General features: G+C 46.6%; 12 protein-coding genes. All 12 read left to right on the top strand.

Going from position 1 to position 23,231, the window contains the following annotated elements; translation table 11 throughout:
• The first annotated feature begins 10 nt into the window (after positions 1-10).
• The 12 genes from GC102_RS34330 to GC102_RS34275 all read left to right on the top strand — a co-directional run bounded on the left by GC102_RS34330 (position 11) and on the right by GC102_RS34275 (position 23,128).
• Positions 11-952: a nucleoside hydrolase gene (locus GC102_RS34330; RefSeq protein ID WP_171693489.1), complete on the top strand. Its 942-nt coding sequence runs from the start codon at positions 11-13 to the stop codon at positions 950-952.
• An 11-nt stretch (positions 953-963) separates the two neighbouring features.
• Positions 964-1,911, top strand: a complete 948-nt coding sequence (locus GC102_RS34325; RefSeq protein WP_171693488.1) for a nucleoside hydrolase — start codon at positions 964-966, stop codon at positions 1,909-1,911.
• Positions 1,912-1,928: 17 nt separating this feature from the next.
• Positions 1,929-2,858 (top strand): nucleoside hydrolase, encoded by a 930-nt coding sequence (locus tag GC102_RS34320; protein ID WP_171693487.1) that lies wholly within the window; start codon positions 1,929-1,931, stop codon positions 2,856-2,858.
• Positions 2,859-2,964: 106 nt separating this feature from the next.
• Positions 2,965-3,894, top strand: a complete 930-nt coding sequence (locus tag GC102_RS34315; RefSeq protein WP_171693486.1) for an EamA family transporter — start codon at positions 2,965-2,967, stop codon at positions 3,892-3,894.
• Between the two features lie 174 nt (positions 3,895-4,068).
• Positions 4,069-6,381: an AraC family transcriptional regulator gene (locus GC102_RS34310; protein WP_171693485.1), complete on the top strand. Its 2,313-nt coding sequence runs from the start codon at positions 4,069-4,071 to the stop codon at positions 6,379-6,381.
• Between the two features lie 209 nt (positions 6,382-6,590).
• On the top strand, positions 6,591-7,577 hold the full coding sequence (locus GC102_RS34305) for an ABC transporter permease (RefSeq protein ID WP_246321279.1): 987 nt from the start codon (positions 6,591-6,593) through the stop codon (positions 7,575-7,577).
• A 1-nt stretch (position 7,578) separates the two neighbouring features.
• A complete protein-coding gene (locus tag GC102_RS34300; RefSeq protein ID WP_057305446.1) occupies positions 7,579-8,457 on the top strand; it encodes a carbohydrate ABC transporter permease in 879 nt (292 codons plus the stop codon).
• Between the two features lie 87 nt (positions 8,458-8,544).
• The gene (locus GC102_RS34295) at positions 8,545-10,080 is read left to right on the top strand and encodes an extracellular solute-binding protein (protein ID WP_171693484.1); all 1,536 of its coding nucleotides are present in this window, start codon (positions 8,545-8,547) and stop codon (positions 10,078-10,080) included.
• Positions 10,081-10,245: 165 nt separating this feature from the next.
• Positions 10,246-14,157 (top strand): polysaccharide lyase family 8 super-sandwich domain-containing protein, encoded by a 3,912-nt coding sequence (locus tag GC102_RS34290; protein ID WP_171693483.1) that lies wholly within the window; start codon positions 10,246-10,248, stop codon positions 14,155-14,157.
• 737 nt (positions 14,158-14,894) lie between these two features.
• Positions 14,895-15,908, top strand: a complete 1,014-nt coding sequence (locus GC102_RS34285; protein WP_171693482.1) for an S-layer homology domain-containing protein — start codon at positions 14,895-14,897, stop codon at positions 15,906-15,908.
• 48 nt (positions 15,909-15,956) lie between these two features.
• On the top strand, positions 15,957-21,176 hold the full coding sequence (locus GC102_RS34280) for an endo-alpha-N-acetylgalactosaminidase family protein (RefSeq protein WP_171693481.1): 5,220 nt from the start codon (positions 15,957-15,959) through the stop codon (positions 21,174-21,176).
• Positions 21,177-21,358: 182 nt separating this feature from the next.
• A complete protein-coding gene (locus GC102_RS34275; RefSeq protein ID WP_171693480.1) occupies positions 21,359-23,128 on the top strand; it encodes a cache domain-containing sensor histidine kinase in 1,770 nt (589 codons plus the stop codon).
• Positions 23,129-23,231: the final 103 nt, after the last annotated feature.

The raw sequence follows: 23,231 nt of genomic DNA, 5'->3' as shown, positions 1-23,231 counted from the left end.
GGAGCGAACGATGGAAACTAAAGTGAAAAGAAAAATCATTATTGACTGCGATCCGGGGCACGATGATGCTATTGCGATCTTGCTGGCAGGGGCTAATCCGCACGTGGAGTTGGTTGCTATCACAACGGTGGCAGGCAATGCCGAGGTCGAGAAAACGACAGTTAACGCGTTAAAAGTATGCGAACTGGCTGGCATCACGCATATTCCTGTTGCCCAAGGCGCTGGACGGCCGCTCGTACGTGAGCGCCGAACCGCAGCTGATATACATGGCGATTCTGGCATGGATGGCCCAACGCTTCCTAGTCCAAGTAAATTGGTGGAGAAGGAGCATGCTGTTGATCTCCTTATTCGCAAATTGATGGATTCAGATGGGGATATTACTTTGGTTCCTGTCGCGCCGCTCACAAACATTGCCCTAGCTATGCGCAAAGAACCAGCGATTTTAGCTAAAATTCAAGAAATAGTCATCATGGGTGGAGGAACGTTCGGTAATACAACACCTGCTGCCGAGTTCAATATTTACGTCGATGCCGAAGCGGCAAAGGTTGTATTCGAGAGCGGCGTGCCCATCACAATGATGGGTCTGGATTTAACGCATCAAGCGATCGTAACGGATGATGTTCATCAGCGTATTCTCGATGTGGATAACCGGGTTTCTCATTTCGTTCATGAACTTTTGGGTTTTTTCGCCCATACGTACAAAGAAGTTTTCGGCTTTGCCGGTGCTCCGATTCACGATGCTTGCTGCGTTGCATACTGTATTGATCCGACGGCGTTCGGAACGAAGAAGCTGCGGGTTGATATTGAAACAAAAGGCGAGCATACGTATGGCATGACGGTCGTTGATTTGCTAGGTGTCACAGGTCGGGAGCCTAACGTGAATGTGGCCTTCACTCTTGACCAAGATAAATTCTGGGACATGCTTATTCAAACTTTGAAAAACTACACATAGAGGTGACTACATTGCAAAACGTTCGCATGATTCTTGATGTTGATACAGGTATTGATGATTCAATGGCGATTTTGCTCGCCCTGAAAACAAAACACATAAAAGTAGAAGGCATTACAACGGTGTTCGGTAATACGGATGTCGTGCAAGCAACTCGCAACACGCTGCAAGTAATTGAGCTGTCGGGTGTTGATTACGAAGTGCCGGTAGCCATGGGCGCAGCAAAGCCGCTGTTCCGCGACTGGCGCGGTCCTGTCACGCATATCCACGGCGATAACGGTATCGGCAACTGCGAGCTGCCGCAGCCCAAAGGGAAAGCTATTGCGGAGAGCGCAGCACAGTTCATCGTCCGCAAGGTGAATGAAAACCCCCACGAGCTAACGTTAGTGTTCGTGGGCCGAATGACGAACCTGGCTATCGCACTCGCACAAGATCCTTCCATAGCCTCCAAGGTGAAGCGGCTTGTGATCATGGGTGGAGCGGTGAAAGTGCCTGGCAACGTTACACCTGTTGCCGAAGCGAATATCTACGGCGATCCTGAGGCTGCGCATCGCGTGTTTGAATCCGGCATCCCGATTACGCTGGTTGGCTTGGACGTAACAATGAAGACGGTCATTGGCGAGGAGCACCGCCGCTTACTAATGGAGTCGCCTGCTCCGGGCAATGAAAGAGCGGCCGCTTATATGGGTGAAGCTTTCGAATTTTATTTTGGCGCATACGATAAGCAGAACGGTTTCTACGGCGCACCGCTGCATGATCCGCTAGCTGTTGCTGTAGCTGCATATCCGGATCTCGTCACGACGGAAGATCTTTATATCAGCATTGAGACAAAAGGGACCATGTCCTATGGAGCTACATTGGCAGATTTCCGCAGAACGGTGCCGGTAACGAATACAGCAGTTGCGTTTGAAGTCAACAGCCCGCGGTTTCTTGACTATTTCATCACCACATTAAAGAGCTAACGAGAGGAGAAACTTAGATGAAACCGATTATTTTGGATGTTGATACAGGCATTGATGATGCGCTAGCCATAAGTTACGCGGTGAATGCCCCAGAAGTGGAATTATTGGGGGTGACGACTTGCTTCGGCAACGTTACGGTTCAAGAAGCAACCCGCAATACACTGCTAGTTCTTGAACATTTGGACAGCTCAGTTCCTGTCATTCCGGGAGCGGCTAAGCCGCTTTTCGTTAGTCGAGTGAAAGCGAGTGCGACTCATATTCATGGTGAAGACGGCATTGGGAACACGCTGACAAATATGTCTACACGAGAAGCATCGAAGCAGTACGCACCACAATTTATTATTGATCAGGTTCGGAGTAAGCCGCATCAGGTGACGATTATTACGGTTGCAGCGATGACGAATCTGGCGCTAGCGATCATGCAGGCTCCTGATATTGTTGGCCTAGTGGACAAGGTGGTTGTTATGGGCGGAGCTGTAACCCGAGCGGGTAATGTAACGCCGCATGCGGAAGCAAACATTTACGCTGACCCGGAAGCGGCGGATTATGTGTTCGCCTCCGGCATCCCTATCACACTCGTAGGCCTCGATGTAACGATGGAGACGCTGCTGCCGAAGAAAGATGTACAGGTATGGCGGGACAAGCAGACAGCTCTCAGTACCTTATTGGCGGATATGACCGATTTCTACATCGATGCTTATGAAGATTTCTACCCAGGCATCGGTGGGTGCGGCCTTCACGATCCGCTTGCTGTTGGTGTGGCCATTAATCCGGATTTCGTTACAACGAAACCCCTGCATGTTCGGGTGGATCTCGACGGTTTCCACTCCTTAGGCCGTACAGTTGGTGATCTGAGAAGCAAACCTGCAAACGAGCCTAACATGGATGTTTGTTTAGAAGTAGACGCTGAGCGCTTCTTGGAACACTTTCTCAGTAAAGTAGTTTAAATGGAAGTGACTCGATTTCGTCATAAGATTTATATATAATGGCATAATAACGAAACGTGGCGGACTGGGCACACAGTCCGCTTTTTTCTTTTCGCAGGGAGGCAACATGAAATACATTTTATTTGTTTTAGCTGGGGCATGCAGCTTCGGTTTATTATCTACTTTTGTAAAGAAAGCTTATGAGTCTGGTTTCAATGTCGGCGATGTCGTCGGCAGCCAAAACCTATTCGGTGTGATTATGTTGTGGATGTTGGTATTCGTGACCGCGAAATCCGCCAAGCAAACCTCGGCATCTAGTACGTTTAAAGTAACAAAACGACAAGTGCTCTCGCTCATGGCCGTTGGTACGACCACAGGCATAGTGGGAATGTTATATTATGCGGCATTGCAGTATATTTCCGCTTCGTTCGCGATCATCTTGTTGTTTCAATTTACATGGATGGGCATTTTGCTGGAGGCAATCGTTGAACGCAAACGCCCTGGCAAGGAGAAAATTCTATCGCTTGTCATTTTGTTTGTTGGGATTATTATGGCAAGTGGCTATATAGGCGGGGGGCAGGAAGCTGTTTCGTGGATAGGTGTTGCCCTTGGCTTGCTGGCTGCAGTAGCTTATGCGCTCTTCATCTGGTTTAGCGGGAAAACAGCCAATCATGTCGCTCCGATCACACGAAGCGCTATCATGCTAACTGGCTCTTTCATTCTCGTCATGCTGGTGTTTCCGCCGCATTTTCTTGTGAATGGATCTTTACATGAGGCACTGCTTCCTTGGGCACTGCTGCTAGCTCTCTTCGGTGTTGTCATTCCACCGTTGTTCTATGCTATTGGTGTACCGCGTGTTGGCGGCGGACTAGCAACAATCTTGAGCGCGGCAGAACTGCCGATGGCCGTGATTATGTCGTATGTCGTGCTGAACGAGTCCGTGAACTGGCTGCAATGGCTTGGCGTGGCGGTCACAATGTTCGGCATTGCGCTTCCTGAGCTTATGAAGCGCAAGAAGAGTAAAGCCGTTATTGTCGGCGCAAATGTAAGTGCGTGATCATCGGTCTTTTCTCAAAAGGTGGACGCGAAATCGTAATGATTTCGTGTTCGCCTTTTTTCATGTCTGATCGGCGAGTTAGGCGCTTGCCCCGCATCAAAAAGGGCTTTCCCGGTTGATTTTATTCCAGCAACCGATTACAATGCTCATGAATCTGTTGATGAGGTGTTCGCAATGCGTAGATGGTTTAAGGATAGTTGGAAGCGCTTATTTCAGCGTAAAACGATTTTTCGCAATATGGTTACCTTGTCTTTATTCATAGCTGTCATTCCGGTAGTAGCCGTTGGAATAGGAAGCTATTTGTTTTCGGCTTCAGTCGTGCAGAGTGAAGTTAACCAATCAAATGTCCGCATTTTGAATAACGTGTCCTCGAGTATCGATTCCACATTGGATCGGATACAAAACAATGCGATTCAAATGCTGCTGGGCACTTTTTTTAGCTCGAATTTGACGGAGCTGAAAAGCACGAACTATACAGGCTTTTATTCTGGCATTTCACGAGAGTTATCTGCGCTGCAAAATGGAAACAAAGAAGTAAGCGATGTTGCAATTTACGTACCGGACGAGGGTTATTTAATTTCTCCAATCTACGGTGGCCGCAGAATCACTGAAGACAAAGAACGCGAGGAGCTGCTGAAAGAACTTGCATCCGATAACCAGATCAGATGGGTCACGGGGCCGATTCCGTATTTACCCGGTTATAATCTGAACGGCGTAACCCTGATATCTAAGGTGCCGCTATTAGCCAAAAATCCGACTGGACTTTTGTTTATACGTATCGATGAGACACTCTTTCAAAACATTATGAGCCGATTCGTCAGCTATAGCGGCGAGCTCATGTTCATCTTAAACGCAACGGGCAACCTTGTGACTTCAAGCGGCGGGAATAGCGTTCCAGAAGGCTTATTCGAGCTTATTGCTCAAAAGCGATCAGAGCAGCGCTTTACTTTCACTTTTCAAGATACGGATTACATGGTGACGCCGATTACTTCCTCTTATAACAAATGGCAGTATATTAACATGGTGCCGGTCAATGAATTGAACGCCAAATCGAAAGGCATTGCCATGATTACGCTAACGATCATTGCAGTTTGTCTTGTACTGGGCATTTTAATCGCATTATGGGGCACACGGCGTGTCTATCGACCGATCGAGAACCTCGTGGCCCATTTGAAAGGCGGACAGGTACTTGACTCGGAAACGGACGAGGTTGGCTTCGTACGCAAACGATGGGGTGAACTGAGCAGCACGGCCAATCAACTGCAGCAGCAGCTAAGCGATCAATTGCCCTTAGTTCGTGAAATTTTCGCGCTGCAGCTTTTGCAGGGACGGTTTCTCCACTACTCTGGGGATCAATTGGAGGGCATGTTACGAAGATATAACGTGCCTGCAGGGCAGGAAAACAGTGTCTTCGTCATCACATGCGACCCACCGCAGGATAGTGGTTCGCGTTTTCAGGAAAATGACCGCGATTTGATCGTCTTTGCCTTGAAAAATATTGTCGGTGAACTGCTGCAATCGCAGGAGATGGAGGGTATCATCATCAATCTGCTGAATGATCAGGTCGCCGTATGGCTGTTCCGTGACCCCGAGCAGACAGATGAGCGGCAGACAGAGGTTAAATTGTTTGCAGAACGCCTAAGAATGCTGGTGTCCGATTATCTACGTCTTCCAGTGACAATCGGTTTGAGTGGACAGAGCGAAAGTATCACAGATCTGCCCGAACTTTATGAAGAGGCTGTTCTGTCCGTGCGCTCTCGCATCATCGTTGGTGGTAATCAGGTGATCACACACTCGGGCGGTGGCGGCGCATCCGAACTTCATTACCGCTATCCGCTCGAAATCGAAACCCACTTCGAACATTCCCTTCAGTTAGGCGATCAGGAAGAAGCGGAGCGGATGTTGGCCGAATTCGCCAAGTCGATGAGTGATAACGTCCAAAAGCCTGAACTGATACAAATGTCGTATTATCGGCTGCTAACCGCTGCTATTCGTACTGCATACTTGCTGGGTCTCGATTCGGCCCAATTGTCTGGAGAAGCGGAAGCCGATCCTTACGGGCAAATCCGCAAGATCAGCACGATTCGTGAATTGAACGAATGGTTCAAGGTGCAAATGGTCGATCCGATTGTTGCTTATGTACATGGCAAACAGCACCAGGAGCATGAACAGTTAATCCAAAAGGTCGTCCGCTACATCGAGGACAACTACCACTTTGATCTATCGCTTGATCAATGCGCGCAAATCTGCGGTTTGAGTTCCCATTATTTAAGCAAGCTGTTTAAAAAGACGATGGATGTCTCATTTATCGAATATTTGACGAAGATCAGGATTGAGAGGTCCATCGAGCTGCTGCGAACGACGGATTTATCAGTTTCGGATATTGCCGAAAGAGTCGGCTACCAGACGAAAAACTTTATACGCGTATTCAAAAAGCACATCGGCGTTACGCCGGGTCAATACCGGGGAACCGACAGTGATAGTTAGCATGCACATATTTTGTTCCGCAGGCATGTTCTAAGGCAAGAAAAGTGTATAAATCTTTGGAGGAACCCCTTTACTGCGGGGTTTCTCTTTTTTTGCCTCCGTCGTTGCAGACTACAAGAATTGGTCATTGTCCGGAAAGCTGTGATCAGTGTACGATCTGTTCATGCAAAGCAGCGAGATGCTAATTACATGAACGAGAGGTGAGGAAGTTGTCGCAAAGTCGATTGGAAACGCTCCAGACAGCGGCACCAGCTGGAGTGGAAAAGGCAATTCGAGTAAAAGGCTCGTGGGTGCAAGAATGGGCCGTCGCGATAAAGCGTGACAAATATCTATATGCAATGGCAGCGCCTGGATTATTATTTTTCCTATTATTTAAATATTTCCCATTGTGGGGACTTCTGCTAGCCTTTCAAAACTATTCACCTTATTTAGGCTTTTGGGACAGTGAGTGGGTGGGCCTGAAATACTTCAACGAGTTTTTCACCAATCCCGATTTTATGCAATTGTTCCGAAATACGATGGCGATCAGCTTGTTGAACATCTTTTTCTTCTTCCCGATTCCAATCGTAGTGGCACTGCTGCTGAATGAGGTGCGTAAGCTCGCTTTCAAAAAAATCGTACAAACGGTCATTTACTTGCCGCACTTTCTTTCCTGGGTCATTATTGTTGGGATTTGCTTTCTGATTTTCGGTCAAGGCAGCGGAGTCATTAACCAACTGATCGCCGAGTCCGGGGGACAAAAGATCGAGTTCATGACGGAACCGAACTTATTCTGGGCTATGCTGACAGCTCAAAGCATCTGGAAAGAAGCCGGTTGGGGGACAATCATTTTCCTTGCCGCACTTGCTGGCATTAACTCAGAGCTATATGAAGCTGCGCAAATCGACGGTGCTAGTCGTTGGCAGCAAGCGATGAATGTGACGCTTCCCGGTATTAAAAGCACGATCATTGTCCTGCTCATTCTGCGCTTGGGGCAAGTTATGGACGTAGGCTTTGAACAAATTTACTTGATGATGAGTGGACCAGTCGCGCATCTGGCCGATGTTTTCGATACCTATGCGTATCGCGTCGGTATTCAGCAAGGAAGATTCGGTTATGCGACGGTTGCCGGACTTTTCAAATCGGTGGTAGGACTAATCCTTGTTGTAATGTCCAACCGCTTAGCCAAAAAATTCGGAGAGGAGGGACTCTACTAACATGAATAGAAGCTTTGGCGTGAAATTCTTTACTGCGATCAACTACGCTGTGCTAACGATTTTTGCGCTTGTGACTTTGCTCCCATTTCTGTATGTCATACTTGTATCTTTTACCGACCCGACAGAGTACATGAGCAAGTCAATCGTATTAATTCCACAAACATGGAGTCTCTCGGCTTACGAATTTATTTTTTCGACAAACGCGTTCGTGAAAGCTATGGGAGTCAGTGGATTTTTGGCGGTCTTCGGTACTGTCTTGAGCCTAATCGTTACGAGTGCACTCGCTTATGTCCTATCGCGTAAAAGGTTGAAAGGAAAGAAATTTTTCTTGGTCGCGATTTTGCTGACCATGCTTTTTAATCCGGGTATGATTCCAAATTATTTACTTGTGGATAGTCTTGGCTTAATGGATACGGTTTGGGCGCTCATACTGCCCGCTTTGACTAGCGCGTGGTATGTCTTTCTAATGAAAAACTTTTATCAGGAAATACCAGATGAATTGGAGGAAGCGGCCAAAATCGACGGCTGCTCGGATATTGGCGTCTTTATCCGCATCATGCTGCCTGTATCCGTTTCAGCGCTTGCGGCATTCGGCTTGTTTTATGCTGTAGCTTACTGGAATACGTACTTCAGTGGAGTTCTCTACATTAACACAGACACGCTCAGACCGCTGCAGGTTCTGCTGCAAATGATGCTGGTTTCTGCTTCGCAAATGGCGGACCCGTCCATTGCTGCAATGCTGGAGAGTGAGCAGACGGTGCCACCGCAGGTAATCAAAATGGCCGCAGTCGTTATTTCTTCGCTTCCGATCGTCATCGTCTATCCGTTTCTGCAAAAATATTTTGTCAAAGGCATGATGGTTGGCTCCGTAAAAGGATAACTGTGATAACTCTGAAAGGGGTGATGCTGGCTTAAACGCACAGCAGAAGAGGTAAGCATAAAGATATTATTCCTGGGAGGTCCACACATGAAACCAATGGTAAAAAAATTGGCCGTTGTTATGACAGCGGCTGCACTTACAGCATCTTTGGCGGCTTGCGGCAGCGCATCGAATGAAGGTCAAAAGGCAGGCAGCACAGCAAGCAGCAAACCTGCGAAACCGACGGATATTTCGATTACGACGCTGGCTTTCGCTGCAGCTCCAACGGGCGAACTGGAAGCGGTTAAAAAGCTGAATGAGAAATTAAATGTCAACCTGAAGCTGAGTTGGATTCCATCCGCTCAAATTTCGGAGAAACTAAATGCACTGCTCGCGTCCAGAGATTTGCCGGATGTGCTCTTCATTGAGGACTTCAATTCAACGCCTGCCTTCTTGAATGCTATCGATCAAGGCGCTTTCTGGGAATTAACGGATTATGTTAAAAATTACCCGAATTTGGCCAAATATCCGGAGAACGTGTACAAGAACGCGTCGCTCAAAGGAAAGCTCTACTCGCTGCCACGCGTTAGACCGCTGGACGGTCATGAATCGCTGCTAATTCGCAAAGATTGGCTGGATAAGCTCGGCTTGCAGCCACCGAAAACAATGGATGAGCTTTACAATGTGCTTGAAGCATTTGCGAAGAAAGATCCGGACGGCAATGGCACTGCCGACACATACGGGGCTGTATTTCCTGGATCTCCTGGACCGTCTAGTTATTTGTTGTCGCTTTTCGGAACAGGAACAAAGTGGAAGGAAGAGAATGGCAGCCTGACGCCATATTGGTGGACGCCGCAAGCGAGAGAGGCGCTAATCAATTGGAACAAAGTTTACAAATCAGGCGGTATATTACCTGACTTCCCAGTGCTCAAGACAGCACAAATCAAAGACATGCTCGTGCAAGGGAAGGCAGGACTTGCAATCGCTAACGTTGTTGATGCCTACAAATACAATGTTGAGCTGCAAAAAACGAATCCTAAGGCAAATCTGGTTGCTTTTGAGCTTCCGAAAGCGGCGGACGGCAAAGCCTATTATGAGCAAGCGAGCGGATTTTACGGTCAATTCCTGATCAATAAGAAATCAGTGGACGAGGCGAAGCTGAAGAAAATTCTTGAAGTTTACGATTACACAGCTTCTTTAGAAGGTTACAACCTGGCTGTTTACGGTATTCAGGACGTTGATTACAAATTAAAGCCTGACGGATTTGTCGAGCAAACGGAAGAAGGCAAGAAAAAAGGATATTCGGGCGATACGACCGGCCAATGGGTGACGGGTACTTTTGATAAATACCTTAGAGCGAAAGTATCTGGTATCCCAAGCGACGTATTTGAGGCAAATAAAAAGTTGGTTGACTCGATTAGCTCCATCCCGGATCCTACTTATGGCTTGATGAATTCAGCCCCGTTTAAAGAGAAGGGTGCGGACTGGAACAAGAAGCTTAACGACATGCTCACTAACGTGATTATCGGCAAGAATTCAATAGAAGATTGGGATAAATTTGTGAAAACATACAAAGACGACCCAAGCTTCCAGCAGCACGTAAAAGAAACGAGTGACTTCTTTAAAGAAAAGAACAAGAAGTAATTGCAGCATCTCAGACCCGACTATGACCTTTTATTGGCGTCGTCGGGTTTTGTTCTCCACTTTTCATAAAAAAACGATATGGCTCAAATATCGTCGATATACAAATCCCGTTATATATCTTACATTTTAATTGTTTTTATATTAATTTCTAGCGAGGTGAAGTTAATGAGGAAAGTAAGTATGCTGTTAGCTGTCAGTTTAATTTTCAGCCTGGTTGGATCGTACATTCCCTTTTATGAAAACGCTATCCTTAAGGTAGAGGCTGCAGCGGTGAACCAGATGACGAACGGAGGCTTCGAGCAGACAACTACAACAACGGATGCTGCCTGGAGCGGTGTCACAAGTCCTGTTCCTGTTGGCTGGGGGTTATGGATTCCAACCGGGAGCGGGAAAGCTCCGAATAAGACAGTGAACGTCATGTTGGATCCAACCACGTATCATGAAGGGAGCAAATCTATTTTGTTTGATGCCTTCGCAACAAGCCGAGTATCTGTGAGTCAAAGCGTTACGACGGTAACTGCCGGCAAATCTTACAGACTTAAAGTGTGGGTGAAAACCGAGAACGTAACGGGTGCAGGGGCTTATTTCAGAACGCAATACTATAACACGAGTAAAGTTGGAGACGGTCCTGCATCTGCCAAGTTGCTAGGTACGAAGGATTGGACTTTACAGCAAGTATTTATGACCATACCAGCGGGCGTCACGAAGTTGACCATTGAACCTTTCCTTGAAACGGGAAAAGGAAAAGTATGGTTTGACGATATAAGTTTGGAGGAATATGACGGGATTACAGGAATTTCTTTAGATCAAACCGCTTTTTCCATGGCCAAAGCTGCATCGGTAACGATTACACCGACGTTCACACCAGCGAACGCAGCGGACAAAACCGTTGTCTGGAGCTCCAGTGATCCGAATGTAGCAACAGTGGACAGTAATGGAAAAGTAACCGGAGAAGGGTTAGGTTCAGCAACGATTATGGTCTCGACACCAGATGGAACGCTAAAAGCTCAATGTCTTGTTAACGTAGAATCTGCTGAAACGATTCAATCGTACAGCGAGCTGCGTCTGAAATGGTATGGCAAATTGACTGGCGGCACCACATACAATACGGTTGATCCGGATATTGCCTCTTACCTTTCAACACAAGCCGCAAGTATTACGAATGGTAATACGACCGGGCATTGGGATACGCTCAACAAAGCTGTGGGCCGTACTTATTTGTGGAACGATCTGTCCAGCACGACGGATTCGGCTCAAATATCAAGTGCTTTCGGCAGACTGAAAGCCATGGCCCTCGCTTATTCGCTACAAGGCTCAAGCCTGTATCAGAATACAGCATTGCGGGATGACATCATCAGCGCTTTGGACTGGATGTATGCGAACCGTTACAATGAAACCAAAACTGAGTACGGCAATTGGTGGGATTGGGAAATCGGCGCACCGCAAATTCTGAACGATACCCTTGTGTTAATGTACGATCATTTGACACCGGCACTAATTAGCAAGTATATCAAAGCCGTCGATCGCTTCGCTCCGGATCCGAAGAAGAGAACGCTCAACAATGTGACGGAAACTGGGGCTAATCTGCTCGACAAAGCATTGGTCGTTACGATGCGTGGCGTGATCGGAAATAGCAGTGCGAAGATCAAGCAAGGGCTTGATTCCATCGGGCCGGAATTTATTTATGCGGATCATGGAGACGGTGTTTACAAGGATGGTTCGCTAGTTCAACATACCAACATCGCCTACACAGCGGGGTACGGTGCGGTATGGCTCAGCCGTGCGGCTGATATGACGTTTTTGCTGAATGGTTCACCATGGCCTGTGACGGATCCTAATGTGAATCATGTTTATGATTGGGTATCGGATACGTTTGAACCCGTCATTTATAAAGGACTCTTTATGGATATGGTGAACGGCAGAGGGATCTCCAGACAAAGCTCGGGAAGCGCCAGAGCCACGATTGTTTCCTTGCTTGGTTTAGCCGAGGGGGCGCCTGCGGACGTAGCTTTATCGATTAAGCGGATGGCCAAAGAATGGATTCAGTCGGACACGACATATGTCAATTACTACGAAAGATTACCGATTTACGAGCTGTCTCTAGTCAAAAAATTGATGAATGATGCTTCGATCCAGCCTCGCGGAGAACTGCTGAAAAACCAAGTGTTTGCTGGCATGGATAGGGTTGTCCATTTACGGGAAGGATATGGTTTCGGGCTTAGTCTGTTCTCAAACCGCATCTCTGCCTTTGAAAAGGGCAATAACGAGAATTTGAAGGGCTGGTATACGGGCATTGGAATGACTTTTTTATATGATCAGGATCTTACCCAGTACCGCAATGATTTTTGGCCAACTGTAGATTCGTTCCGACTGTCTGGCACGACAACGGATGGATCTGGGAAAGGGACGACACCTGTCGAGTGGAAAAGTTACATGAATCCGAAGACATGGGTTGGCGGATCGTCCATCGATAACCTTTATGGTGCAGCGGGGATGGATTTCTCGCTTGCGCAATCGACTGGAAGCAATCTGCAGGGCAAGAAGTCATGGTTTATGTTCGATGACGAAATCGTCGCATTGGGATCCGGTATTTCGAACACGACAGCCGGACCGCAGCCGGTTGAGACCATTATCGATAACCGCAAGCTTAACGATGCGGGAGATAATGCCCTCACGATTAACGGAACCGTAAAGTCTAGCCAACTCGGCTGGTCGGAAACGATGGGTGACGTGAAGTGGGCTCACTTGGCCGGAAATGCGCCGGGTACCGACATCGGATATTATTTCCCTGAAGCTTCTAATGTGTATGGTTTGCGCGAAGCGAGAACCGGCGCTTGGAAAGATATTAATAGCGGACAATCGGCTACCCCGGTTACGCGAAATTATTTAAGCTTGGCCTTTGAACACGGGGCAACACCATCGAATGCATCTTATTCCTATGTCATGCTGCCTCATAAAAATTCAGCGGATACAGCGCTTTATAGCAGCGCTCCTAATGTTGAAGTGCTGAGCAATACAACGGACGTACATGCGGTCAGAGAGAAAAAGCTAGGTATTACGGCGGTGAATTTCTGGAATCCGGCATCGGTTGATTTCATTTCTGCGCAAAATCCGGCATCCGTGATGGTGAAGGAAACGGACAGCGAATTGACAGTTGCTGTATCCGATCCGACGCAAACGCAAAGTACGATTTCGCTTGAACTGAACAAGGCTGGCTTATCGGTGGTTCGTGCCGATGACACGGTTGCGGTTCTGCAGACGATGCCTTCCTTTAAGCTGAATATTACGGTCACAGGATCTTTTGGCAAAACGCATGTTGTCACATTCAAGAAAGATACAGCAGCGCCGGTTACGACAACTAACGCGAAGTCTGATTGGCAGCGTACTGCGCAATCGGTGACATTGACGGCGAGTGATGATGGCAGCGGCGTGCAGAAGTCGTTTTACAGTTTGGATGGTGGCGCCTTTGTGGAAGGGAACAACATCGTTGTTGCTGAAGAGGGCATGCATCAAATCCAGTTTTATAGCATCGATAATGCTGGAAACCAAGAAACGACTAAAACGGCTGTAATCAAAATTGATACGGTGGCTCCCGTCATCGTTCCTACCGTTACGATGGATGTCTATTGGACCGATGGAAGCAGCCTGCAATTCGATATCTCCGATCCGGTGAGCGGCGTGGCAAGCGAATCTCTTGAGTTGGATGGTGTTCCTATAAGCCGCCCATATTCGTTTAATCCGTTATCGTTCAGCATTGGCGAACATGCGGTGAATGTGAAAGCGATTGATGCGGCAGGGAACGAAACTATCGCAGCATACTTGTTAAAAGTACGGATGGATGCCAACCATTTGGACGAAGCTGTTCGTTACGCATATCAACAAGGCTTGATCACCAATCAGGGCATAGTGAACAGCTTGCTATCGAAGATAGAAAAGATTCAACGGAAAGAGGATGACATTCAAAAGAAAAATGACTGGAACGATCTAGAGAATCACATTCGCGCACAATCCGGCAAAAAGATTGACGTAGTGTTTGCGGAACTTTTATTACAAGCCATCGCACAGTGTAAATCCTAATAACTGTTGAGAAATGTGAACCCGACTTTGTCCGTTTGGACGAGGTCGGGTTTTGTTTGCTCTATAAGATATTATTTGTTTTGGGTGATGGGGAGATGAGCTTACTACCTCCCCTGATGTTTTGTTTTCTGATCTGTGGGAGAAATGGTAATGGGATTTAAAAAGGAAAGTCGTATAACGTAGAGAGAACGGGCCAGGGTTGAGTAACTTAGCAGGTGAGAACCCTGATTGGGGGAGATGTTGCAGAATGTACAACAAATGAGCCCGATATAGTCGATTTTGCAGCAAATGGGCTCAATATGTTATACGATCTGCAACTTTAAGTTGCAAAATAGCCTTTTGGCGTTTATATCAACCGGGTGTGAGGAGGCATATGTTCCAAAACGAACGATGAAGTACAAAAGAAATCAATTTAGCTACAAAAAAGATCATTCTTAAGCGCTTTCACATTGGTTACCATTGAAAGAAAGATAACGATACAAATTGTATCTGGATGTTAAGAAAGAAAAAGGAGGTAATTATGGTAAGGATATAGTGCGCACAGCTCGGCAGCATGTAAAGTTAGCTGACGTGAATAACGACGAACAGAGAGACGGAACGCCATTATGCGCTTTTTATGATACATAATGTATCATGCACTTATGAAGTGAGGATTCTTTCTACGATATTACCTCGATCTTTTCAATGATGTGGATGAACGACTCAGCAGTTTGAAGCTATAGAGGGAGTGATTATCAATGAATCGAAAAACAATAATAAATACACTAATCTGTTCGATTTGCTCATTCATGTGGCTAGCTCCAGTCCATGCGGAGAAAGCATCAGATTTTGCGATGACAGCCTCGGATACCGAATCTGCAAGTGAACAATTTACCGTTTCGCTGAAAGGACAGAACATCAAGGATTTGTTTGCCTATGAGGCGAAATTCAGCTTCGATCCAGAGAAATTGGAAGTTGTTAAAGCGGAATCGCATATGAAAGGATTTTCGGTTTCGCCAATCGTCAAGAATAATGAAATTACCATTGCCCATACCAAAATCGGAAATGTAGATGGCGAGAAGGGAGATGTCGAAATTGGTACGGTAACGTTTAAGGCAAAGAAGGTCGGAACGTCAGCAGTGAAGTGGACAACCATGAAAATCATAGATCATAACTTGAAGGATCAGCAAATTACCGTAAATGCGACTACGGATTTCACCAAAATTTTCAGCGATTTATCCGGTCATTGGGCCAAATCAGATATTATGCAAATGGTTTCGCAAAGAATTGTGGAAGGTATGGATGATGATCACTTCGTACCCGACGACAATGTGACTAGAGCGCAATTCGCTACGTTGATCGCCAAAGCATTAAAACTGAAAGACGCAGCCGTGCAAAATCCGTTTGCCGATGTTTCTTCAGGCGCCTGGTATGAGAGTACGGTGAAGAAAGCCTATGCGGCAGGATTGCTTGAAGGGGTTTCAGACAGTGAATTCGCTCCTGAGCGTAACATTACCCGTGAGGAAATGACGGCCATGCTAATGAGGGCGAAAGCCTACTCCAAGGGAGTTAAAGCAGATGACCTCACTGTGGGTGCAGTCAGCAAATTTAATGATGAAAACGCAATCAGCGATTGGGCGAAAAAGTCTGTAACATATGTCATCGGCTCAGGTTTGATGAATGGTAGAACGGAATATGCCTTCTCTCCTCAGGAGCAGGCTACTAGAGCGGAATCGGCTGTCGTGATGAAGAGATTGTTATCAGGGCTTTGATCCAGATTGTGAAGATCAACTCATTTGAAATTAGGAGGAAAATATAAATTGAAAAAACACCTCAAACAGACCGGCATGATGCTAACCATGTTCATGGGATTGCAAACTTTCATACCAGCAGCAACCACATTCGCTATAGATCAAACGCAAGAACAAGCAAGTATCTTATCAATAAATTCGATAACAACTCATGCTTTAGAAAATGGTGTTTATGCTAGGGATTACAACGATGGCAATATAAGCGGATGGACTGCTGCCAAAGGAGCAACTGCTTTTACACCGGATAATGGCACTGTAAAAGCGGTAACGCAAGGGGCTGTCATTCTCGCCGATCTGGAATCGCCGAAATATGCGAATGGCGAATATGAAGTCAAGCTGAAGTTCAACCAAGTGCCCACGCGATTCGGATTAGTTCTCCGTTATGCGGATAAAAACAATTATAGCGTCATTCAATTCGATACGAGCAGTTGGGGCTGGGATGTTCTGAAAAATGGGGTTGAGTCTTACGGCAACATCGATTCAAGTGGTTCGACTTTTGTAGCCAATAAACAGTATACATTTAAGCTTCGTTATGAGAATGATAGTGTGCAGCTGTGGATCGACGGTGTCAGTGTTTTCAGCACGACCTTGCCAAGCTTGCCGACGGCAGCGGGCCAAATCGGAATTCGCAGCTGGTTTGACAACAAAACCTTCTTCATCGACGATGTGAAATTGACGGAAGTGAAGGCAAATAATCCCGAACCTAAGCCAATTACGCTCACAGATACGATTACATCGGACCAATTGACTGTTGAAATCGATAAGGAATTCCCACGGGTGAAGAAGTACGTTTGGAAAAGCAGCGGTGCCGAGATGAATGGTCAATTAGACGGAATCAATGAAGTAAGAATCAACGGAAAATCCTATTATCCGACTGCGACGTCCTACGTCAAGAAGGCAGCAACAGCAAGTAAAGGAGAAACAGCCGCCTACACGCTGCAAATTCCAGACATTAATGTAGATTTGGAAATGGAACTCGAACTGAAAAACAACGTGCTGAACTTCAATGTGACGAACATCGTGGAAAAAGGTGCAGAGAAAGTAAAAACAATCGAGTTTCCGAATCACGATCTCGTGTCCGTCCTAGCCACACAGCCTAAGGCACAAGAGACTGCCGTATCTGTGACAGGCGGCTGGAACATCATTAACGAGGAATATAACGATCTCAAAAGCGGAGCGACGGATGCCAGTGGAAGCCGTACGTATGCGTTCCTCAACTCAGATGTGCTCGCAGCGACTATTGTCAATAATGTCGTGAATGGAAACGATAAGGTTCGTGTGAAAGTGGCTAACGATACGACAGGCACGAAGAAAGCAGCCATGTCGAATGGCGCATGGACCTACCACGGAAGTACGAAGCCGGAAATAGCGGCGGAGCCATTGCCATGGGCAAAGATCATTATTACGCCGGATGCGAACAATGACAGCGCGGTCGACTGGCAGGACGGTGCGATCGCTTATCGCAACCATGCTGAGGCGCCTTACCGCAGCGAAATGATTCGCGACAACATTTCGTACATAGCGATGAACATCGGTTCCACAACCTCATCTCCTTTCTTGCGAACGTTTGATAACGCGAAGAAAATTTCACATTTGACCGACGGCTTCGGACAGATTGTTCTGCACAAAGGCTATCAAGCCGAAGGACATGACGATTCCCATCCGGATTATGGTGGCCATATCGGTATTCGCCAAGGGGGCAAAGAAGACTTCAACTTTATACTTAGCGAAGGCAAGAAGTACAACATCAAGGGCGGCGTTCATATCAACGCGACGGAATACATGCTTGACGCTTTCCAAACGAAAATGGAAAACATGGTGAATCCCCTAAGCAAAGGATGGGGCTGGCTCGATCAGGCGTATTATGTGGATAAGACGAAAGATGTTGAGTCAGGGGAATTGAAGCGACGTCTTGATATGCTGAAAAGCGACACGGGAGATAACCTCGACTTTGTTTATGTGGACGTATATGCTGGCGTCGATTGGAATGCGAAGAAGCTCGCAGAATATGTGAACGGCAACGGTTGGATGCTGGGGACCGAGTTTGCTGGACCGCTTCATGAGCAGGCCGCATGGGTTCATTGGGGTACGGATCCAGGCTATCCAAACCAAGGAAATAATAGCTCGATTATTCGTTTTATTCGCAACAATGTGATGGATGGATTCATGAGTAATCCTCTATTGAAAGGCAATAAGCAGGTTGGCGTTGGATACTGGCAAAACAATCCTTTATTTTACAGCTATAACAAAACGACAGAAGCGTTCTTTGATCACAATTTACCGACGAAATACATGCAATACTTCCCAATTATGAAAATGACGAATGATCGCATCGATTTTGAAAGCAATGTTTCTGTGGCGCGCGGTCAAGACGGGAACATTCATTTGTCCAAAGACGGCCATGATGTGGCGATCATGACAGATAGCAGCGAGATTAGCGACAGCACGGTATTTATTCCATGGGATCCTGTCAAGGAAGATAAAATCTATCACTGGAATCCGAAGGGCGGCGCTACGACTTGGACGCTTCCGGCATCTTGGAGTCATGTACAGACGGCACAATTATATAAGCTGACGGATCTAGGACGAGAGCTTGTAAGCAGTGTGCCGGTGACGGGCGGTCAAGTGACATTGACGGCGGAGAAAGGCATAGGATATGCGCTTTACAAGGATCAAGCTCCGGTAGAAGCGGAGACGGTGTGGGGAGACGGAAGTCCGGTCAAGGACATGGGCTTTGACAGCCAGAAGTTCAACGTATGGAAAAAGTCATCGACAGCAACGAATACAGATCATATCGTATTCGCAAAAAACAGCAACGCTGAAGATATGCTGCAGGTGAAAGGACCGAACGATGCTAAGATTGAACAAGTCATTACTGGACTTACGCCAAGCAAAACGTATACGGCATCCGTTTGGGTTAAGGTAGACGGCACACGCAAAACAACAATCAGCGTGAAGCAGGGAGATCAAGAGGTAGTTAACAGTTTGGAAGACACGAATCATAAGTTTTTGGCGCAGCAGCATAAGTATGTTAATACGAACTTCCAACGGTTGAAAGTATCGTTCGATGCGGCAAGCGACAAGGCGACACTATCCCTTAATGTGGCAGAAGGTAATGCAACTGTATCGTTTGACGATGTGAGGGTTTGGGAAAATCCGACCATAACAGAGAAGGGAGACTCCGTATTTTTCGAGGACTTCGAGAACGTCGATGAGGGATGGGGACCCTTTGTATATTCGAAGCAAGGACCAGTCCGGACTCATCTGGTGGAGACGAACGGCAATCAAGTGAAATCGTATGTGTTGGATGATAAATATTCACTAAAAACAAATGAGGAAGGGACGGGCGAATGGTTGCGGACACTGCCGCAAACGCTCCGCCTGAAGCAGGATAATTTGTATCGTTTGACGATGGATTATAATTCGGATGCGCAAGATATGTACACGGTTGCCTTACGCGTCAATGAGAATGGAGCGGTGCGCGAACTTGCTTCCCAGAAATTAAATGCAGGTAGAGGCACATTAGATTTAACGTTCCCAACAGATGGAGCAAAAGACGCTTACCTAGCGATTATCAAAAACTTTGATAACAATCAGGTCGAATTAACGGGTACTTTGGTCTTAGACAACATTCGTATCGAAGACAAAGGACCTATCGTGCCTGTCGAAGGAGTCCTTATAACCAAAATAAGTATGAATGAACAAGAAGTAACTGTAAATAAAGGAAATACTGCGCAAATCAATGCACGTGTGGAACCAGCCAATGCATTCAATAAGACGCTGGAATGGAGCTCAGACAAACCTGAAGTCGTGTCGGTGGACCAGACTGGAAAGGTAACCGCACTCCTATCAGGTACGGCCACCATTACAGCGACGACGAAAGACGGCAGCCAATTATCCGCAACAAGCAAGGTTACGGTATTTGAACCCAATTTGCTTATTCCGCAGTCAGGCATGACGGCAACTGCGTCGAGCTTCCAACCGGGCGATGACCCAGTGAACGCGCTCGATGGAGATTCATCTACGATTTGGCATACGAAATGGTCTCCTGCGCATTTGCCTGAGTCGATTACGCTGAATCTTGGCGGCAGCTATGAAGTGAACCAAATCAAATACACGCCGAGATCGGGTGCGGGGAATGGTACGATCACCAAATATAACGTGTACGTAAGCACCGACGGGGACAATTTCACACAGACTGCCAGCGGCACCTGGGCTCGTGACGACAGGGAGAAAAGTATTGTATTTGCTAAGACGACGGCATCTTATGTGAGGCTGGAAGCAATTGAGACTGTGGGCAATTTTGCTTCAGCTGCAGAGATCAATGTATTTCGTGTACCTAGTGTGACTGAGGTAGCAGTGACTGGCGTTCAATTAGATAAGACGCAGGTTACCCTGAAAGAGGGGCTAACCACAGAGTTGGTTGCCACCGTACTTCCGGGTAATGCAACGAATAAGAATGTTTCTTGGTCGAGCAGCGATGAAACCGTCGCGAAAGTAGAAGTCGTGGACGGCAAGACGATTGTTACCGGCATCAAAGCAGGTACTGCTGATGTAACCGTAACGACCGCCAATGGAAATTTTACAGCGAATAGTAAGATTACCGTTCAACCTGGAGATGTCGTGCGCAATGCGGCAACGACATTATCTACCGAAAGCACGATCCTATCAGGTCAGGCATTCACGGTACGTTTGGGATTGAGCAATGTCACGCAGAACGTGTATGCGCAGGACATTGCGGTCAGTTACGATCCGGCCACCATGGAATTCGTATCAGCGAAGTCATCGATTACAGGTATTAGCCTCATTGAGACTGTCAAGAACACAGCCGGCAAACTTCGATTCATTGTAGCCAGTGAGGGAGCCGGGCATGCCGTTACTGGAAACGCGCAGGTTCTGGAACTGACTTTCAAAGCGAAAGTTGTAACACAACCCAAGATAGGTACGATCTCTGTATCTGATGCAACGCTTTCGGATGACAAAGGTATAGAAGCGAAGGTGGACAACTCAACAGTCAGCATTCAGATAACGAACGTCATTCCAGGAATACCAGGCGATATTAATCACGATAATAAAGTAAGTATCGGCGATTTGGCTATTGTCGCAGCAAACTATGGCAAAACTTCTTCCAGTCCGGATTGGCAGCAAGTCAAACAAGCAGATGTTACCGGCGATGGTGAAATCGGTCTGGATGATCTTGCGTTAGTGGCGAGTAAAATTCTCCAATAAGTCGTTTGATGAAACATAAAGGGCTGTCTCCTAGCTTTCTGGGGGCAGCCCTTTCATATTGGAAAAAGGATCACCTTTCTTCCATGCAAGAAAAGACTGGCGTGCCAAACAAATTGTGCTATGATATTTTACATCTCGGGAAGTAATCCCTTCCTAATAACGTGATGCGAGGTCGAGTCCGGATGAACCGATTCAGAAAACCATGGCGAACGTCTACTACGCTCTATATTCTGCTGTTTACGATGGTGGTGCTGCCTATATTGACAATTAGCGCTACTATTCTTCAGGTGTACAAAAGAGACTTGCTGCAGCAAACGACCGACCGAACGCTCCAGACACTCCATGCGGTGACGTACTCGATTGAGCAGGAAATTAGCAATGTCGTCAACTTTTCCGCAGCGGTTGGCATGGATACGGAGGTGCTGGAGACAGCGACTTTGCTGCACGAAACAGCCACGGATATGAGGCAGCCCTACTTCATCTCTTTATCAAAAGCACTAGGAAAATACAGCTCTTCCATGTCAGGAAGGGTGCAGTCGATCAATTTCTTTTATAAAGGCGGAGGCGTCTATTCGTACTTAAAAGATTTGGATGTAGATGATAACAGTTTACGAAAAATGGATTGGTACAAGGCGACGATCGCAGAACAGGATCATGTTCATTTCATTGGCAAACAAAAAGGTGCACTATACGATTCACGGGAATCTACGAGCATTGTAACCACTATTGCGCCGAGCTATTTTCAAATGCTGCATAATATTGATTTCATTTATTTTGTGTTTAGTCGGGATCATTTCGAGAAAATGCTGTGGCAAAATCCAATCAGCGGATCATCGGCATTCCGCATTGTAACGACGGATGGCGACGTTATTGCCTCCAGCTATAACTTACCGGCAAACGAGCAAGGAATAGATACTTCGCTAATCAACCGCATCGACTCGCAGCGCGAGGGTAACTTCGTGGATACGATCAATGGGCAGAAAATGATGGTTGCCTTTGCAACGGTGGACATTGCGAACTGGAAGATCGTATACCAAATTCCTTACAGCGAGTTGATGGCTAATTACAGCACTATTTATCGATTAGTCCTTTTCGCGACTTTCGTCGTTATCGTTGTATTCCTGATCATTTCTTTTTACCTTGTTCATAATTTAATGAAGCCTATCCATGTGTTAGTAGTGAAAATGTCGCGCGTCATGGACGGGAATCTCAATGTGAAGATCGAGGCTTCCGGCAGTGCCGAAACGGTCACGCTGGGGCTCACGTTTAACCATATGATGGAGCAAATCAAGCTGCTTATTAATCAGACCGAACAGCAGGAGAAAGCGAAGCAGAAAGCGGAATTCGCTGCGATGCAATCGCAAATTAATCCGCATTTTCTGATTAATACACTCAATTCCATTAAACTGATGGCGATCATTAGCCGAGTTGACAACATCCGCAATATGACTCAGGCGCTGATCCGCTTGGTTTCTTCCTCCTTCAACCGGGGAGGTAGCTTGACGCTGCTTGCAGATGAAGTGGAGAACTTAAAACAGTACATTTTCATTATGGAAACACGTTACGGTAATAAGTTTGAGGTGAAATGGGAAGTTGATGAATCAGCAACCTCGTTCTATGTTTTGAAACTGCTGCTTCAACCGATTCTTGAAAATGCAATTACGCACGGTTTGGTTAGTAAAGAAACGAATGGAACGATTACGATTGCCATCCACAAGGTGGGCCAACAGCTTTGCATTGTCATCGCAGATGATGGCATTGGCATCCCGGACGAGCAGATTGAGAAGCTGCAAGATCCTGACCAGGATTACACGTTCAGTGGCATGGGAATTCTTAACGTGCATCATCGCATTGTTCTGCATTACGGACAAGACTATGGTGTAGCGATAAAGAGGTTGGAACCGTCAGGCACGAAGGTGGAAATTACTCTTCCGGTCATCCAGGAAGAATAAAGTCGGTAGTTCAAAATAGATCAAGTAATGGGCAAAATCGATCATTCGGCTGCGTTAAACTATCGTTTATGATAAATACAAGGTACAAACAACCTAATCGATA

The sequence above is a fragment of the Paenibacillus germinis genome (assembly GCF_013141785.1).
GTDB classification, from domain to species: domain Bacteria; phylum Bacillota; class Bacilli; order Paenibacillales; family NBRC-103111; genus Paenibacillus_E; species Paenibacillus_E phytorum.
The sequence above is the reverse complement of the archived record's forward strand: the minus strand, read 5'-3'. Positions and strand labels throughout refer to the sequence as shown.

Coding starts and splice junctions, on each gene's coding strand:
- GC102_RS34330 (WP_171693489.1), top strand. CDS start 11: ATGGAAACTAAAGTGAAAAGAAAAATCATTATTGACTGCGATCCGGGG.
- GC102_RS34320 (WP_171693487.1), top strand. CDS start 1,929: ATGAAACCGATTATTTTGGATGTTGATACAGGCATTGATGATGCGCTA.
- GC102_RS34315 (WP_171693486.1), top strand. CDS start 2,965: ATGAAATACATTTTATTTGTTTTAGCTGGGGCATGCAGCTTCGGTTTA.
- GC102_RS34310 (WP_171693485.1), top strand. CDS start 4,069: ATGCGTAGATGGTTTAAGGATAGTTGGAAGCGCTTATTTCAGCGTAAA.
- GC102_RS34300 (WP_057305446.1), top strand. CDS start 7,579: ATGAATAGAAGCTTTGGCGTGAAATTCTTTACTGCGATCAACTACGCT.
- GC102_RS34295 (WP_171693484.1), top strand. CDS start 8,545: ATGAAACCAATGGTAAAAAAATTGGCCGTTGTTATGACAGCGGCTGCA.
- GC102_RS34290 (WP_171693483.1), top strand. CDS start 10,246: ATGAGGAAAGTAAGTATGCTGTTAGCTGTCAGTTTAATTTTCAGCCTG.
- GC102_RS34285 (WP_171693482.1), top strand. CDS start 14,895: ATGAATCGAAAAACAATAATAAATACACTAATCTGTTCGATTTGCTCA.
- GC102_RS34275 (WP_171693480.1), top strand. CDS start 21,359: ATGAACCGATTCAGAAAACCATGGCGAACGTCTACTACGCTCTATATT.